This is a genomic window from Actinoplanes sp. NPDC026670, assembly GCF_040638175.1.
GTDB lineage: Bacteria > Actinomycetota > Actinomycetes > Mycobacteriales > Micromonosporaceae > Actinoplanes.
Genome location: NZ_JBEZXU010000006.1, coordinates 157,460 through 174,502, shown reverse-complemented (window position 1 = coordinate 174,502; position 17,043 = coordinate 157,460). Strand labels below are relative to the sequence as shown.

Annotated in this window: 11 protein-coding genes; 5 read left to right on the top strand and 6 right to left on the bottom strand. The window is 72.3% G+C overall.

All coding sequences use genetic code 11. From position 1 onward, the window contains the following. Positions 1-19: 19 nt before the first annotated feature. Complete coding sequence (locus AB0E94_RS08550; protein ID WP_360324020.1) at positions 20-976, bottom strand: hypothetical protein; 957 nt, start codon at positions 974-976, stop codon at positions 20-22. Next, positions 973-2,004, bottom strand: coding sequence for a hypothetical protein (locus AB0E94_RS08545; protein WP_360324018.1), 1,032 nt, complete (start codon positions 2,002-2,004; stop codon positions 973-975). The genes AB0E94_RS08550 and AB0E94_RS08545 overlap by 4 nt, the downstream gene beginning before the upstream one ends. A gap of 111 nt (positions 2,005-2,115) precedes the next feature. On the opposite strand from AB0E94_RS08545, the gene AB0E94_RS08540 reads away from it, so the two are divergent. The 4 genes from AB0E94_RS08540 (at position 2,116) to AB0E94_RS08525 (ending at position 7,996) form a co-directional block, all read left to right on the top strand. Beyond that, positions 2,116-2,445 carry a CU044_2847 family protein gene (locus AB0E94_RS08540; RefSeq protein ID WP_360324016.1) on the top strand — a complete coding sequence of 110 codons (330 nt, stop codon included), beginning with the start codon at positions 2,116-2,118 and terminating at the stop codon, positions 2,443-2,445. Further along, positions 2,445-6,311 carry a tetratricopeptide repeat protein gene (locus AB0E94_RS08535; protein WP_360324014.1) on the top strand — a complete coding sequence of 1,289 codons (3,867 nt, stop codon included), beginning with the start codon at positions 2,445-2,447 and terminating at the stop codon, positions 6,309-6,311. Before AB0E94_RS08540 ends, AB0E94_RS08535 begins: the two co-directional genes overlap by 1 nt. A 600-nt stretch (positions 6,312-6,911) precedes the next feature. Further along, a complete protein-coding gene (locus tag AB0E94_RS08530; protein WP_360324012.1) occupies positions 6,912-7,136 on the top strand; it encodes a hypothetical protein in 225 nt (74 codons plus the stop codon). Beyond that, positions 7,136-7,996 carry a pyridoxal-phosphate dependent enzyme gene (locus tag AB0E94_RS08525; RefSeq protein ID WP_360324010.1) on the top strand — a complete coding sequence of 287 codons (861 nt, stop codon included), beginning with the start codon at positions 7,136-7,138 and terminating at the stop codon, positions 7,994-7,996. The genes AB0E94_RS08530 and AB0E94_RS08525 overlap by 1 nt, the downstream gene beginning before the upstream one ends. Positions 7,997-8,084: 88 nt before the next feature. Here AB0E94_RS08525 and AB0E94_RS08520 read toward each other — a convergent pair whose 3' ends face one another. The 4 genes from AB0E94_RS08520 to AB0E94_RS08505 are packed head-to-tail and all read right to left on the bottom strand — an operon-like array spanning position 8,085 to position 12,020. After that, positions 8,085-8,894 (bottom strand): ABC transporter ATP-binding protein, encoded by an 810-nt coding sequence (locus AB0E94_RS08520; protein ID WP_360324008.1) that lies wholly within the window; start codon positions 8,892-8,894, stop codon positions 8,085-8,087. Beyond that, the gene (locus tag AB0E94_RS08515; protein ID WP_360324006.1) at positions 8,891-9,946 is read right to left on the bottom strand and encodes an iron chelate uptake ABC transporter family permease subunit; all 1,056 of its coding nucleotides are present in this window, start codon (positions 9,944-9,946) and stop codon (positions 8,891-8,893) included. Before AB0E94_RS08515 ends, AB0E94_RS08520 begins: the two co-directional genes overlap by 4 nt. Continuing rightward, positions 9,943-10,986 (bottom strand): iron ABC transporter permease, encoded by a 1,044-nt coding sequence (locus tag AB0E94_RS08510; RefSeq protein ID WP_360324004.1) that lies wholly within the window; start codon positions 10,984-10,986, stop codon positions 9,943-9,945. The genes AB0E94_RS08515 and AB0E94_RS08510 overlap by 4 nt, the downstream gene beginning before the upstream one ends. Continuing rightward, entirely contained in the window at positions 10,986-12,020 is a 1,035-nt protein-coding gene (locus AB0E94_RS08505; protein ID WP_360324002.1) for an iron-siderophore ABC transporter substrate-binding protein, read from the bottom strand. The genes AB0E94_RS08510 and AB0E94_RS08505 overlap by 1 nt, the downstream gene beginning before the upstream one ends. Positions 12,021-12,319: 299 nt before the next feature. Between AB0E94_RS08505 and AB0E94_RS08500 the strand changes: the two genes are divergently transcribed. Next, on the top strand, positions 12,320-16,912 hold the full coding sequence (locus AB0E94_RS08500; protein WP_360324000.1) for a family 78 glycoside hydrolase catalytic domain: 4,593 nt from the start codon (positions 12,320-12,322) through the stop codon (positions 16,910-16,912). Positions 16,913-17,043 lie beyond the last annotated feature (131 nt).

The following is a 17,043-nucleotide window of genomic DNA, read 5'->3' as shown; positions in this document are numbered from 1 at the left end:
GCCGCGCGGCCTGGACCGGTCACCGGCCGGTCCAGGCGCGAACCGTGTGTTCCCGGCGGTGCCGCACGTCGCGGTCGTCGAGGACGCCGGCCAGCGCGGTGTCGATCTCGGCGAGCCGGGCCGCGGTCTCGGCCAGGAGAGTCTGCAAGCCGGTGAGCACGGACGTCTCGGTAGCACCGGGCTGGTGCAGCCGGAGGGCTTCGGTGATCCGCTGGTTCGCCTCGGTGTGCGCGGCCAGCGCGGCCAGCCGGTCGTCCTGCTCGGCCCGCAGCTCCGCGGACCGGGCCATGGCCTGTTGCAGCTCGGTACGGGCGGCCGCGGAGCGGGCTTCGGCTTCGGCGAGTTCGGTGACCGCTGCGGTACGGGCGTCCTCTGCCGCGGCGGCAGCGGACAGCGCTTCGCGTACCGGCTCGGCCAGTGCCGCGAGTTTCTCGTGACTGAGCCGGATGAGGTTGGTGGCCTCTAGCCGTACCCCATCCTCGATGTTGATCGTCTGGTTTTGCAGGGTGTCGGCGCGGGCGGTGAGCTCGGCACGCTGGGCGTCGAGTTCGGTCAGGGCGCGGGCGAGCATCTCCTGACGGCGCAGCCGGGCCACTTCGAGGCGCAGCCCGGCCAATTCGGCGAGTCGCGCGCCGACGTTCTTCTCGGTCTGTCGCAGCACGGTCAGGGTGGCGCGGGCGGCGCCCACCTGTTCGGTCAGGCCGGTGAGCTCGGCGAGCCGGTCGCGCAGGTAGCCGTCGACCGCCGGGCCGCTGTCGGCTGCCGCGAGCAGGGCGGGCGTGCGCTGCCGCAGATCGCCGGAGGCGGTGAGGGCGTCGTCGAGGGCGATCACGGTCTCGATCGCGGTCACGTCGTCGGGCTCGTCGGGCAGGGCCTCGGCGGCCAGGGTGAGCGCCAGCCGCAGGACCCGCATCGCGGCGGCCGGGCCGGTCTGCTCGACAGCGGTGATGATCTCGGCGCGGAGGGCATCGGTCACGTCGGCAACTCCGTGAGGTGAGGGGCGCCGCCGTCGGCCGGGAACCAGCCGAGCACGCCGGGACCGCGGAAGGCGGGCCACACTCGGACCCGGTAGGTCCCGGGCGGCACGTCGGGCAGGGTGAGCACGGTCGGCTCGGCGCCGGCGCTGTGTTCGACGGTGAACCGGCCCGGCGCGCCGGGCGGCACCTCGATCGGCGGGGTGGCCCGCCGGGTCCAGGACGGCGCCGGATCGCCCGGTTCGGCGATGGTCAGCCGCTGCGAGCACAACTCTCCGCGGTGCACCCGATGGACCGGCAGAGTGAGCAGATAGGGGTACCCCGAACGGGTGGATCCGTCCGTCTCGGCCAGCCGCAACGCGCCTTCGGTGGCGGCGACCGGGCTCGTGCCGGTGGCGGGTGACGGCCCGGCCGGGATGTGCGCGAGGGCGCCGATCCGGACCACCGGCAGCCGATCGGTGCCGGTCAGAGCCTTTTGGCAGCGTCGGATCGCGGCGTCGACAGGCGCCCAGGCGTCGAGGATCTCGCCGGCGGTGAGGCCGTGGTAGAGCGGCGTCTGCCGGTAGCGTGCCGTGGTGGCGGCGCGGGCCAGGACGAGTTCGGCCCGGCGGGCGCCGGCCGGGCCCGGGACGGTGGCGGCCAGGCGGGTGAGGACGTCGCCGTCGCCGGGCGGGATCTCGGTGACCGAGTCGGTCAGGACGCCGTCACGCAGCACCGACACGGTGACGCTGTGGCCGGACAGGTCGTGGACGACGGCGTCCCGCTCGCCGGCGCACGCCACCGACCGGGCCACGAAACGGGGATCGCCGGCGCCGGCCTCCAGCAGGATCCGCCGCCAGTGATCGGCCTGCCGGACCCCGTCGGCGCTGCCGTCGAGCCATCTGTCGGGGACGGCGACCACGCACCGCGTGGCCGGGGACCGGAACACCGTCGTCAGGTCGCCGCCGGAGACGGTCTCGGGTGGTGCGCCGGCCGCCGGGCGCACGGCGGACACCACGCCGGTGGCCTCGATCGAAAGCCCGACGATCACCACACTCTCCCGATCTTCGATGACCGTCCACATTATCGGCAGGCCGGAACGAAGACACTGTCGTAAATCAGCACACCTGACGGCCGTCATGGCCGGGTACCGTTCCGCGGCATGAGCGAGGTCGTACGGTTCGCCACCGCCGAAGGCGAGACACTGCTCGTGGAGGTCGACGACGACGCGTTCGGCATGGACCGGATCTCCCGGGACCGCGCCGGTGTCGTCGAGGCCGGTAAACGGCTGGAGGAGGCGCTGGCGGCGGTGCTGCCGGCGATGCGGTCGGTGACCACGCTGGTGCGCGACATGTCACCCGACGAGCACGAGATCGAGTTCGGCATCAAGCTCACCGCCGAGGCCAGCGCGATGGTCGCCAAGACCGCGGCCGAGGCCCACATCGTCGTCAAGCTGCGCTGGCAGCGCGATCCGGACCGCACGACACGCTGATGTCGGTCGCGCCCACCTGGCTGGTCCGGATCAGGCGCTCCCGGGACGGCGTGCCGGTCGGCGCCGGATTCCTGATCCCCGGTGGCCGCGTCCTGACCTGCGCGCACGTGGTGGCCGACCCGCCCGGTGAACAGCCGCCGGACGAGCCGGTCCTCGTCGAATTCCAGTGGGCCGGCGACGACCGTCCGATCCCGGCCACCGTGACGTCCGGCGGCTGGCATCCCGACCTCGACGACCGTGGGCGCGGTGACGTCGCCGTGCTCGACCTGGCCGAGCCGCCGCCGGACGCGGCGGTGGCGCCCCCGATGCGGGTCACCGACCGGCGGATCCTCGACCATCGGGTACGCGTCTACGGCTACCCCCGCGGCCACGAGAGCGGCGCCGTCCCGGCCGTGGCGGTGATCGAAGGGGCCGCCCACGACGAGTGGCTGGGCCTGCGATCCGCCGAGACCGTGGGCCATCAGCTCAGCCACGGCTACTCCGGCGCGCCCGTCTGGGACGACCAGTGGCAGGCCGTCGTCGGCATGGCCGTCGGCGCCGACAGACAGGCCCAGCAGCGCACCGCCTACGCCATCCCGGTGCAGGTGCTGGCCCGATACTGGCCCGACCTCGGCGAGCACGTCGACGAGGCGGCGCTGAGCCCGGCCGAGCAGGACGACCTGCAGGCGACCCTGGCGCTCCCGCTGGACCCCGGTGGCATGCTGCCCGGCCTGGCCGAGGTGGACATCCACGACCTCGGCGTCTCGCCGGCGATCTCCACGACCGCGGAACAGCCGCTCAACCCGTACGTGGAGCGCGCCAACGCCGAACGGGACCTCGAACAGGCGCTGGCCACCCAGCCGTTCGTCCTGCTCGTCGGCAAGTCCAAATCCGGCAAGTCACGGACCCTGATCGAGGTGTTGCGCCGCTGGTACGACGGCCGGGGCGCCCGGATCGCCGTCCCCCAGCCGGACAATCCGGGTCTCGCCACGCTCACCGAGCTGCTGCCCGTCGCCCGGCAGCCCGTGGTGATCTGGCTGGAGAACCTGGAGCGGTACCTCAAACCGGGCGGCCTCGACCTGCGGACCCTGCAGCGGCTCACCACCCGGCATCCGGACGTCACCATCGTGGCCACGATGACCTGGACGGCGTTCGAGTCCGCGCAGGGTTCCACCGCCGACCGTGGGGTGATGACCCGGATCCAGCGCGGCAAGGTGGTCCTGGACAGCCTGCTCACCGACGAGGAACGCGGGCACGCCAGCCGGCTCTACCCGCAGATGGACTTCACCGACCGTGGCATCGGCGAGACCATGGTCGCCGCGCCGCGGCTGGAGAGCCGCTACCACGCCGCCGCCGACGGGAGCCCCTACGAGTGGGCCGTCCTGCGGGCCGTGATCGACTGGCGGCGGGCCGGCGTGGACCGGCCCATCCCGGAACCGGCGCTGCGTGACCTGGCCCGCAGATACCTCGACGTGCCGGTGCCCGGCGACGACCGGGACGCCTTCGACACCGGGCTGCGGTGGGCCTGCCAGCCGGTGGCCGGCAGCATCGCCCTGGTACGCCCGTCCGGCCCCGGCTACCAGGCGTTCGACTACATCGTCGAGTTCGACGAGAGCCAGGGCCGGACCGTCCCGGCCGAGACGTGGGACTGGATCCTCGGGGCGGCCGAACCCGACGACCTGTTCCGGGTGTCGCTGGTCGCCCTGATCCAGGGCCGGACGGACGTGGCCGAGCGGGCCGCGCGCCGGGCGTACGAATCAGCCGCCGACGCCGAGACCGCGGCCCGGTCGGGCGCGCTGCTCGGGGAGCTGCTCATGGTGGCCGGCGACGAGGCGGGCGCCGACACGGTGCTGCGAGCCGTCGCCGAGGGGCCGGCCGAGACGGCCGTGCTGGCCCGGATCAACCTGGGTGTCCTCCTGCTGCACCGGGGTGACCTCAACGCCGCCGAAGAACTGCTGGTGCAGGTCATCGACGCGGCGGAACCGCATGTCGCGGTGGCCGCCGAGGCACAGCTCGGGCAGGTGTGGCTGGCCCGGGAAACCGGCCGGGCGCCGGTGCCGACCGGCCCCGCGACCGTCGACCCGCACGGCGACCTCGCCCTGCCCGAGGCGCTGGCCCGCCGGTTCCGGGCCGAGGTGGCGGTCCCGTTCGCCCAGATGAACCTGGGCAACCTGTTCATGATGCAGGGCGAACTGGACCGGGCCCGCACCCTGCTGGAGAAGTCGTCGGCATCGGGCATCGACGAGGTGGTGCCGCTCGCGCAGGCCAACCTGGGCAGTCTGCTGTTCCTCCAGGGTGACTGGGACGAGGCCCGGACCCTGCTGGAGACGGCTGCTGTCACCAACGACGCCAACGCCACCGCCCAGGCCAAGGTGACCCTCGCGTTCCTGCACATGCAGGGCGACGACGAGGACCGGGAACGAGCCCGCACCCTGCTCACCGAGGTCGCCGCGGCCGGTCACCCCTATCAGTCGCCGAAAGCCGCCGACTTCCTCGGCGACCTGCTCGCGGATGTCGACGCCGACGCGGCCGAGAGCGCCTACCGGCAGGCCATCGACTCCGGGCATCCGGAGTGGGCGCCGACCGCGATGGTCGACCTGGGACTGCTGCTGGCCCGGCAGCGGCAGATCGAACCGGCGATCGCGCTGCTCACCGAGGCCGGGCAGGCGGAGGCGGCCGGCCCCGCGATGCGTGCCGTCGACCTGCTCGGTGACCTGCTCGCCGCGGAAGGTGACCTGGCCGGCGCGGCTGACGCGTACCGCCGGGTGATCGATGCCGACCATCCGGACTGGTCGCCGGTCGCCGCGATCGACCTCGGCATCCTGCTCGCCGACGGCGAGCCGGCGGAGGCCCGGCGGCTGTTCGAAATGGCCGCCGACGCCGACAACGACCGGGTGGCGAGCAGCGCCCGGTTCTGGCTGGGCACCCTTCAGGCCCGGTCCGGGCAGCCGGAACAGGCGGTGGAACACCTGCTGGCGGCGGCCGGGTCGGAGGCCGCGGACGTCGCGTCGGCCTCCCGCTACCAACTGGGCCGCATCGCCGCCGCGGCAGGTGACCTGGACGAGGCGGAGACCCTGTTCCGGGCGGTGATCGCGGCGGAGGACGCCGTGCCGGCCGGGGTCCGGGCGATGGCCGAGACACAGCTCGGGGTGGTGCGGATCCGGCTCGGCGACCCCGACGCGGTCCTGCCGATCGGCGGCGAGGACGTCGAACGGCAGCGGATCGTCGAAGTCATCGAACAGGGCGAAGCCCTCTTCGTCGAGGACGAGGTCGAGGCCGCGATGACGATCCTGACCAGGGTCACCGAGGTCGCCACGGGGGAGACGCTGCTGCGCGCGCGGGTCTCCCTGGGTGCGGCGAGACTCGCGCACGGCGACGTCGACGAGGCGGCGGCGTTTCTGGAGCCAGGGATCGAAGCCCAGGATCCGGCGGTACGGGCGACCGCCCGCCGGTATTTCGGAGGCCTCCTGGTGCGCCGGGGCGAGCATCAGCGCGCGGTCGAGGTGCTGTCGCCGCTCGCCGAGGAGGAGTCGGCGCACCGCGCGGACGGTGAGTTGCTCCTCGGCCGGATCGCCGCGTTCGACGGCCGGATCGGCGAGGCGGTCAGATGGTTCACGGCCGCCGCCGACCACGGTGACGCGGACACCCGCCGCCTGGCCCGGGATCAGCTGGACGACCTGCTGCTCGACACCGAGCCGGAACCCGCGCCCCCGGCGCTGCCGGCCGGTCCCGGCGGTCTGGCCGAGTCGCGTTACCTCCTGCTGCTCGGCGAGGTGGCGGCGGGCGAGGACGCACCCGGCGAGGCGATGTACTGGTTCCAGCAGGTGACCGACACCGCCGACCGCGAACGGGTCACCGCCGGCATCACGTTCGTCCAGGGCGCCTGACCGACTGCGGTCGTTCGTTCCGGGTCAGTCTCCGCGGCGGGCACCCCCGCCAGACGCGGTCGCCGGTCCTTCGGCCAGACGCGGTCGCCGGCGCCCGGCCCGGCATGGTCACCGGCGCGCGACGACCAGCGCACACAATGCCGCAACGTGCGACTTCACCCTCGCCGGGACGACGACCAGCGCACACAGAAGGCACAACGTGTGCGCCCGTCCCCGTCAGAGCGAAGCAGACGCACACGATCGGCGAACGTGTGCGCTGACCATCGCTCCGGCCGGGCGAACGTGTGCGCTGACCATCGCTGCGGTCGGCAGGCCCACTCTCGGCGGTCCGCTCCCGGCATCGCCTCTGGGTAGCTCGCCAAGGTCATGAGACCACACGATGATCTTGCGAAGCTCGCTAAGGATGACGTTGACCAGCACGAATGCGAGACCCACCTCAGCTGCGACCCTGACCTGCAATGACGCTGCCCAAATGGCGAAACTCGAGTGGGCCGGTGATGGGGAATGATCGGGCGCTGTGGATTGGTCTTCGGTGTTCGAGTATCGGGATCGTCGGCCGGGAGTCACACCGCAGCGGCTGGCCGGCTTCGTGGCCGAGGTGTGTCAGCCGCTCACCGAGCAGAGATCGCTGACATCGCCGCCGGGGAGCGCGACCTGCTGGCGGCCCAGCCGATCCTCGCCGTCGAGGGCGGGCGGCCGCACGCGCTCCACCGGATGCTCGAAGGATCCGCGGACCTCCGGCCCTACGTGTTCTACGACGCGGAGGGAAGCCTCGAACCGGTGTGGACGCCGTCGGACAGCGGGCGTCAGGGGATACTCGGGTGATGATCACTTCGGTTCCGCTGGGTACGTGGCCCACGCCCGTAGAGGAGGCGCCCCGGCTGGCGGCCCGGCTCGGGCTGGCGGCGCTGTGGTTCAAGCGTGACGACCTGTGCGGGCTCGGCGGGGGCGGCAACAAGGTCCGCAAGCTGGAGTTCCTGCTGGGTGAGGCGGTGGCCGCCGGCGCGCGTACCGTCATCACGTCGGGTGGCCCGCAGAGCAATCACGCCCGGCTCACCGCCGCGGCCGCCGCCCGGCTGGGGTTGCGGTGTGTGCTCGTCCTGGCCGGTGACCCGCCCGCGGCCGCCGGTGGCAACCTGCTGCTGGACGAGCTGGCCGGCGCGGACGTCAGGTGGGCCGGTGACCGGCCGCTGGCGTCGGCTGTCGAGCAGGAGCGCGGGGACGCCTTCGTGATCCCCTTCGGTGGGTCGTCGGCGGTGTCGGTGGAAGGCTACGCGCGATGCGGCCGTGAGCTACGTGATCAGATCGGCGATTTCGACTCGGTGGTGGTGCCGCTGGGCTCCGGCGGAACGATGGCCGGGCTGGTCCGCGAACTCGGGCCGTCCCGGGTCGTGGGCGTCGACGTCGGCGCGCTGCCCGATCCGGCGGCGGCGGTCCGCGGGCTGCTCGGCGACGAGTCGCTGGACCTGCGCGTGGACCGGAACCAGGTCGGCGCGGGCTATGCCGCGCTGACCGGACCGGTACGGCAGGCGCTGCAGCTCACGGCCCGGCTCGAAGGCGTCTTCCTGGACCCGACGTACACCGGCCGGGCGATGGCGTCACTGATCGCGGGCGGCCACGGGTCCCGTGTGGTGTTCCTGCACAGCGGCGGCGTCCCGGCGTTGTTCGCCCACCCAGCCTGGTGAGCGCACCCAGCCTCGTGAACCCACCAGGCCTCGTGAACGCACCCGGCCTGGTGAAACGGGCCGGGGCGAGATGCCCCGGCCCGTTCGATCAGGCCGAGGCGGGAGCGTCGTGCCGGCCGATCGGGATCACCAGCGGCTTGCCCGACACCGGATCGTCGATGACCTTGCAGTTCATGCCGAAGACCGCCTGGACGGTGTCGACCGTCAGCACAGCGGCCGGGTCGCCCTGGGCGTGGATCGCGCCGCCGGCCATGGCGATCAGATGGTCGGCGTAGCGTGCGGCCATGTTCAGATCGTGCAGCACCATCAGCACCGTGGTGCCGCGTTCCCGGTTCAGGTCGATGAGCAGGTCCAGCACCTCCACCTGGTGACTGACGTCCAGGAAGGTGGTCGGCTCGTCGAGCATCAGGATGTCGGTCTGCTGGGCGAGGGTCATCGCGATCCACACCCGCTGCCGCTGCCCGCCGGAGAGTTCGTCGACCGGGCGGTCGGCCAGTGACAGGGTCCCGGTCATCTCCAGCGCCCGGTGCACCGCCTCGTCGTCCTGCGCGCCCCACCGGGTCAGGACCCGCTGATGCGGATGCCGGCCCCGGGACACGAGGTCGGCCACCACGATGCCCTCGGGGGCGATCGGCGACTGGGGGAGCAGACCGAGCGTCCGGGCCACCTCCTTGGTCGGCTGCTTGTGCAGGTCCTTGCCGTCCAGCACCACCCGGCCCGCCCGGGGGGCCAGTAGCCGGGACATGGCCCGGAGCAGGGTGGACTTGCCGCAGGCGTTCGCGCCGACAATGGCGGTGATCCGCCCGGGCGGCAGCCGCAGATCGAGCGCGTCGACGACGGTCCGCTCGCCATAGCCGAGGGTGACCTTCTCGACGTCGAGCGTGTGGGCTTCGGTCACAGGGAGCCTCCCGCGCGATTGATGCGGATGAGCAGGAACACGAGGTACGGGGCGCCCAGCGCGCCGGTGATCACGCCGACCGGATAGCGGGTGCCGAACGCGTACTGCGCGGCCAGGTCGGCGACGAGCACCAGCAGTGAGCCGACGAGCCCGGCCGGCACCAGGATCGACCCGGCCGACCCGACGAGCCGGGCCGCGATCGGGCCGGACAGGAAGGCGACGAACGCGATCGGCCCGGCGGCGGCGGTGGCGAACGCGATCAGCGCGGTCGCGGCGAGGATGGCGGCGAGCCGGGTCCGTTCCACCGGCACCCCGAGCGCGGCCGCGGTGTCGTTGCCGAGCCGGAGCTGTTCCAGGTTGCGGGTCAGCAGCAGGAGCAGCGGCACGAAGACGATCATCGCGGCCAGCAGTGGCTGCACCTGCTCCCACGAGGCCGAGTTGAGGCTGCCGGTCAGCCACCGCATCGCCGTCTGCAGGTCCCAGGACGCGGCCCGGATGATGACGTAGCTGACGATGCTCTCCAGCATCGCGGCGATGCCGATGCCGACCAGGATCAGCCGGGACCCGAGCATGCCCCCGCGATAGGCGAGCAGGTAGATGGTCAGTGACGTGATCAGCGCGGCGCCGATGGCCAGCAGCGAGACCGTCGTCGCGGACGGGATCTTCATGATCACGATGGCCCAGACGGCGGCGGCGCTGGCGCCGGTGGAGATGCCGATGACGTCCGGCGAGGCCAGCGCATTGCGCAGCATCGTCTGGAACATCGCCCCGGCGATACCGAACGCGAACCCGGTGAGCACGGCCAGCGTCGCCCGCGGCAGCCGCAGCACGCCGACGGTGAAGGTGGCGCCCTGGACCCGCTCGCCGAGGATGACCCGCCACACCTCGTCCGGGCCGTAGAAGGTCTTGCCGGCCATCAGGCTCGTGCCGTAGACGGCCACCACGAGGACGGCCAGGACGGTGACCGTGACCCGGAACCGGCGGGCCCGGCGGGCCCGGCCGCGGGCGATGCCGGCGACCCCTGCGGCCTTGGTGATCGTCGCGCTGCTCATAGGGCCGACACCTTCTGCCGTCGTGCGATGTAGATGAAGAACGGGGCGCCGACCAGGGCGGTGACGATGCCGACGTCGACCTCCGAGGGCCGGGCCACGACCCGCCCGATCACGTCGGCGGTGGTCAGCAGGATCGCGCCGACCAGCGCCGAGTAGGGCAGCAGCCAGCGGTGGTCGATGCCGATCAGCAGTCGGCACACGTGCGGCACGACGAGCCCGACGAAGCCGATCGGGCCGGCGACAGCGGTGGCCGCGCCGCAGAGGATGAACGCGCCGGCGGACGCGATGATCCGGGTACGGATCACGTGCTCGCCCAGCCCGGCCGCGACGTCGTCGCCGAGTGCCAGCGAGTTGAGCTTCCGGGCCGAGGCCGCGCAGATCACCACGCCGACCAGCAGGAACGGCAGGATCATCAGAGCCCGGTCGTACGTCGCGCCGCCGACCCCGCCGATCTGCCAGAACCGGAACTCGTTCATCACGGTGATCCTCGGCAGCAGGATCACGCTCACCAGCGAGCTGAGCGCGGCCGCGGTGACCGCGCCGGCGAGTGCCAGCTTGAGCGGGGTGGGCCCGCCACTGCCCAGCGACGCGACCAGGTAGACGAACGCCGCGGCCACCACACAGCCGGCGATCGCCACCCACACGTAGGCGAACGGGCTGGACAGCCCGAAGAACGCGATCCCGACGACGACGAAGAACGACGCCCCGGAGGTGACGCCGAGCAGTTGCGGGTCGGCGAGCGGGTTGCGGGTGACACCCTGCAGGACCGCGCCGGCCAGGCCCAGCGAGGCGCCGACCAGCAGGGCCATCACGGTGCGCGGCACGCGCTGGAGCACCGCTGCCTCAGCGATGCCGTCGCCGCCGCCGGAGAACGCCGACACGATCTCGTCCAGGCTGATCACCCGGGCGCCGAACGCGACCGACGCGGCACAGGCGAGGGCGAGAACGATCAGGGCGACAGCGAACCAGCCGGTACGGAGCACCGCCGGCCGCCGTGTGGTGACGGCGGCCGGCGGCGCTCCGGTGGTGACAGTGTCCACTAGATCTTGTCGGCGGCGGCGGACAGCGCGGCGAAGTACTGGTCGATGCCCCAGCCGATGGACAGCGGCGACGGGTTGGCCGAGGCCGCGAGCGGCGTCGAGTCCTGCATGCCGGCCACCGAGCCCCGGGCGATCGCCGGGATCTTCGACATCAGCGGGTCCTTCTGTGCGGCGGCGAGGATCGAGCCCTTGGCGTCGTCGTAGGTGATGATGATGTCGACGTCGGCGAACTGGTCGGCCTGCTCGGCGCTGATGGTCTCCCAGAACGTGCTGGACTCGGCCGACTTCTTCGCGATGGCGGCCGGCGTGCCGAACCCGTTGTCGGCCAGGAAGCCGGCCCGCGGGTCGTGCAGGGTGTAGAAGCCGACCTGGCTGAAGTCCTTCGGGTCCAGGTAGGAGAACATGACCTTCTTGCCGGCCAGCTTCGGGTACTTGGCGGCCGCGTCGGTTACCTGCTTCTTCAGCGAGGCGATGAGCGCGTCACCCTGGGTGGCGAGGCCGAGCGCCTGGCTGTTCAGCTTGATCATGTCGTCCAGCGTGGTGCCCCAGGCGAGCTTGGGGTACGCCACGGTCGGCGCGATCTGGCTGAGCTTGTCGTAGTCCTCCTTGGTCAGCCCGCTGTAGGCGGCCAGGATGACGTCGGGGTTGGTGTCGGCGACAGCCTCGAAGTCGATGCTGTCGGCCTCGTCGAACAGCACCGGGGTGCCGGCGCCGAGCTCGGTCAGCTTCGTCTCGACCCACGGCAGGACGCCGTCGCCGTCGTCGTCACCCCAGGCCGCCTTGGCGAAACCGACGGGCACGACACCGAGGGCGAGCGCCACCTCGTGGTTGGCCCAGGCGACCGAGGCGACCCGCTCCGGCTTCGCGTCGATCGTCGTGGTGCCGAAGGCGTGGGTGATGGTGACCGGGAACTGCGCCGTGGCCGGCGCGGAGGAGGTGGCCGCGGGCTCCTCCGACGAGCCTCCGCAGGCGGTGAGGGACAGCGCGACGGCAATGGACGCCGCGGCGGCAAAGAGCCTGGATGGGGTACGCAAGAGAACTCCACGTGTAGCTGGAAGGCAATTCCGACCCAGAGGTTAGGCTAACCTAAGCCTTCGCCGTCCAGCGGGTGTGATCCACACATGGCCCGCGGACCCCGGTTGCCGGGCATTCATCGGGGCTGCTAAGGCCATCCACTGTGGCCGATCGTTGCGCTCGCGTGACGGTGTCCGTACGATCGTGTTACCAATCACCCTGAAACGTTTCACCTACTCGGCGCGCCGTCACGTGCCGCATTTCGGCGTGCCCGATCCACGGCATCTCAGTCATGCAGACCCGATCAGAAGGGCAGACCATGAACCGAGAAACGAGATTGCACCGCACCGCCCGGAGGGCGGGCATCCGACTGCTCACCGTCGCGATCACCCTCGCGACCCTCACCGGCGTTCCCGGCCCGGCGGCTGCCGCGGCCGCTCCCGCACCGACCGTCACCGGCCTGACCGTCGAGGGCGTTCCCGGCGCCCTCGGCCTCGACACGCCGGCGCCCCGGCTCGGCTGGCAGATCGGCTCGGCACAGCGCGGCGTCACCCAGTCCGCCTACCAGGTCCGCGTCGCGTCCACTGCGGCCGGACTGTCCACCGGCCGGCCCGACGTCTGGGACAGCGGGCGGATCACCAGCACCGACTCCACCCAGGTCGCGTACGCCGGCCCCGCCCTGACGTCCGCCACCCGCTACCACTGGCAGGTCCGCGTCTGGGACGCCGCCGGCCGCGGCTCGGCCTGGAGCACCCCGTCCTGGTGGGAGACCGGCCTGCTCAACACCGGCGACTGGCAGGCGAAGTGGATCGGCCGGGACCGCCCCAGCACCTCCTGGTCGGACTACACCGTCGACGTCCGCCTGACGGTGACCCGTGACGCGGCCGGGGTCTTCTTCCGCGCGAAGGGGGTCAACGACGCGTACATGTGGCAGCTCGCCAACTTCGGCAACGCCCCCGTCCTGCGCCCGCACGTGCGCACCGGCGGCAGCTGGCAGTTGCTCAAACAGGTGCCGATCGACGCCGTGATCGCGCCCGCCGACTTCAACAAACCCCACGACCTGCGGATCGAGGCGGCCGGCAGCACCATCCGGACGTTCGTGGACGGCACCCTGGTCGACACCACCGTCGACACCAGGCGCACGAGCGGCACCATCGGGCTGCGCACGTCGAACCCGGAGTCGGCCGTCGTCCACTCGGTGCGGCTCACCGTCGCCGGCAGGATCGAGGTGGACGCCGACCTCACCCGGGGGACCAACCCGTTCACCGCCGGCACCCCGACGCCACAGGGACTGTCCGTCTCCGGCTCGACCGAGACGCTGCTGGCCGAACCGGGCGGCAAGCCACTGCTGCGCCGGGAGTTCCGGGTCGACCGTACGGTCAGCCGGGCCCGGATCTACTCGACCGCGCTCGGTGTCTACGAGTTGTCGCTCAACGGCTCGCGGGTCGGTGACCACCAGCTCGCACCGGGCTGGACCGACTACGCCAAGCGGATCCAGTACCAGACCTTCGACGTCACCGACCAGCTGGTCGCCGGGGACAACACCATCGGCGCGATGCTCGGCGACGGCTGGTACTCCGGCTCCATCGCCTGGCTCGGCGACAAACTCTACGGCGAACGGCCCGAACTGCTCGCCCAGTTGCGCATCGACTACACCGACGGCACCTCGCAGATCATCGGCAGCGACGGAACCTGGCGGTCCGCCGACGGCCCGGTGCTGCGGGGCGACAACATCCACGGCGAGACGTACGACGCGCGGCTCGACCCGCCGGGCTGGCGTACCTCCGCGTTCGACGACACCGCCTGGCCGGCGGCCACCGTCCGCGACACCTCCACCGGCAACCCGACCAGCCGCCTGGTCGCGCAGGTCGACCCGCCGGTCAAGGTGACCGGCGAGCTCGCCGCGAAGACGGTCACCCAGGTCAAACCCGGCGTGTGGGTCTTCGACCTCGGCCAGAACATGGTCGGCTCGACCCGGCTCAAGGTCACCGGCGACGCCGGGCAGACGGTGCGGATCCGGCACGCCGAGGTCCTCAACCCGGACGGCACGGTCTACACCGCCAATCTGCGGACCGCCCAGGCCACCGACTACTACACCCTCGCCGGTACGGGCGCCGAGGTGTACGAGCCCAGATTCACCTTCCACGGCTTCCGGTACGTCGAGCTGACCGGATACCCGGGAACGCCGCCGCTGTCCGCGGTGACCGGGCGGGTGATGGGCACGGCCGCGCCGTTCACCGGTGAGCTGACCACCTCCGACCCGATGGTCAACCAGCTGCAGAGCAACATCGTGTGGGGCCAGCGCGGCAACTTCCTGTCCGTGCCGACCGACACGCCGGCCCGCGACGAGCGGCTCGGCTGGACCGGCGACATCAACGTGTTCGCCGAGACCGCGACGTTCAACATGGACTCGCTGAGCTTCCTCACCAAGTGGCTGGCCGACATGCGCGACGCCCAGTCCGCCAACGGCGCCTACCCCGACGTGGCGCCCCGCAGCTGCTGCGGCGAAGGGGTCTCCGGCTGGGCCGACGCCGGCATCACGGTGCCCTACACGCTGTGGAAACGCTACGGCGACACGAAGGTGCTGGCCGACCACTACGACTCGATGCGCCGGTACGTCGACTACGTGCAGGCCACCAGCCGCGGGCTCCTGCGGCCCGACGCCGGCCCGTACCTGGACTGGCTGAACCTGGACGACCCGACTCCCGCCGGCGTGGTCGGGACCGCTTATGCCGCGTACAGCACCCGGCTCTTCTCCGAAATGGCCGCGGCACTGGGCCGCACCGCGGACGCCGAGAGATATGGCGCTCGCGCCACCGCCGTCGCCGGGGCGTTCGCTGACGCCTACCTCACCGCCGACGGCCGGATCCAGGGTGACAGCCAGACCGCGTACGTGCTGGCCCTGAGTTTCGACCTGGTCCCGGCCGCCCTGCGCGACGCCGCCGGAAAGCGCCTCGCGGAGCGGGTCGCGTCGCGCGGCTACCACCTGTCGACCGGCTTCCTCGGCACGCCCGACCTGCTGCCGGCGCTGTCCGACACCGGCAACCTGGACATCGCCTACCGGTTGCTGACCAACCGGGACTACCCCTCGTGGGGCTATGAGATCGCCCGCGGCGCCACCACGATCTGGGAACGCTGGGACTCGATCAAACCCGACGGCACCTTCGGCGACGTCAGCATGAATTCCTTCAACCATTACGCGTACGGCGCGGTCGGCGACTGGATGTACCGGACCATCGGCGGCATCCGCCCGGACGACAGCGCGCCCGGATACCGGCACGTCACCATCGCGCCGAAACCCGGCGGCGGGCTCACCTCGGCGCGGGCCACCTACCTCTCCCGGTACGGCCGGTTCGTCAGCGACTGGAAACTGGACACGGCCGGGCAGATGTCGCTGAACGTGACCGTGCCCGGCAACACCACGGCCACCGTGGAGATCCCGGCGGCCAGTCGCTGGGCCGTCACCGAGGGCGGCCGTCCGGCCGCCGGGGCCGACGGCGTCCGGTTCGTGCGGATGAACGGGTCCACCGCCGTGTTCACCGTGGGCGCCGGCAGCTACCGGTTCGCGGTCGACACCGTCCGCGGTGATCTCGGCGAGGCCCGGGCCGCCGCCGCTTCCCTGGTGTCCGCGGAACCTTCGGCCCGGGCTCTGCGGATCGCGGTCGAGGCAGCCGACCGTGGGTACGGCGTGGTGTCCCCGGCGGCCACCGCCGCCACCGTGCACGTGGCGCTGGCCGCGGCCGCCGACCTCGACCGCCGGGCCGGCGCCGGCCAGCGGGCCGTGCTGGCCGACATCCGTACCCGCCTGTCCCGGGTGTCGGCCGCCCTGGTCGGCGCGGTCGCGTCGGTGCATGTGCCGGCCGGTGACCTGCTTCCGGGCGCGGTCGTCCGGGTCGAGGCGAGATTGGAGAACCGGGGCGGCACGTCACTGACCGATGTGCGGTTCGCCCTGCCGGCGCCCACCGGCTGGACGGTGACTCCGGTCGCGCCCGCACCGGCGACCTCGGTCCGGCCCGGCGGCACGGTCACCGCGCGCTATGACGTACGGGTCGGCGCCGGCCAGGAACCAGGCGCCGCCGACCTGGCCGGCACCGTCGCCTACCGGCGGCCGATCGGCACCGCCACGCTGCCGATCAGTACCGCGCTGACCATCGCGCCGCCGGTGGAGATCACCGGTGTCGACCCGGGCCGGGACACCGTGGCCCCGGGCGACACGACCGATGTTGTCGTGACGTTGCGTAACCGATCGACGATCCCGGCACGAGGAGAACTCACCGTCACCGCCCCGGGCGGATGGACTGCCGGCCCGGCTCAGTCCTATGACCTGGCCGCCGGACAGGAGCAGGCGGTGACGGTGCCGGTCACCGCGCCGGTGACCGTCACCGAGGGCGCCGCCACGTTGACGGCCGCCACCGGCGCCGGCGCGGCGGAACGGGCCACCGCCGAGATCCGGGTCGTGGTCGCGGTGCCGCCGTCCGGCGCGGTCGACCACGCCGACCTGGGGGACAGCGCCTCGGAACAGGCGCACCATCTGACGGCCTCGGCCACGTCGGGCACCAACACCGAGGCCGGGCGGACCCGGCGGTACACCCAGCAGGGCGTCGCCGGCGGCTACTTCGAGTTCGACCTCGCGGTCACCGCCGGGCAGCCGTTCGTGCTCCGTGTCGTCGAGACCTACAACCAGGCCCAGATCAAGGACTACGAGGTCCTGATCGACGGTGTCGTCGTCCACTCCCGCTCCTACCAGCGCACGGCGGGCGGGGAGGGCACCGTCACCTACCAGATCCTGGTGGACCGGGCCGATCTGATCGCGGACGGCACGGTGCGCGTCCGCTTCCAGGAGGACGCCGACGGCCGCAACTACGACCCGTCCGTCTCCGACGTCTGGTCCCTGCCGGTCACCCCCGCCTGATCCGAGGTGGCCGCGGTCGTCACCCCGTCGACCGCGGCCACCGTATGTCCCCCGGTGGTGCGTCCGGACCCGGCGGTGGCGTCAACCTGGCCGTTCGGAGCAGCGAAATGCCAGCTCACAGGCGCTAGGCT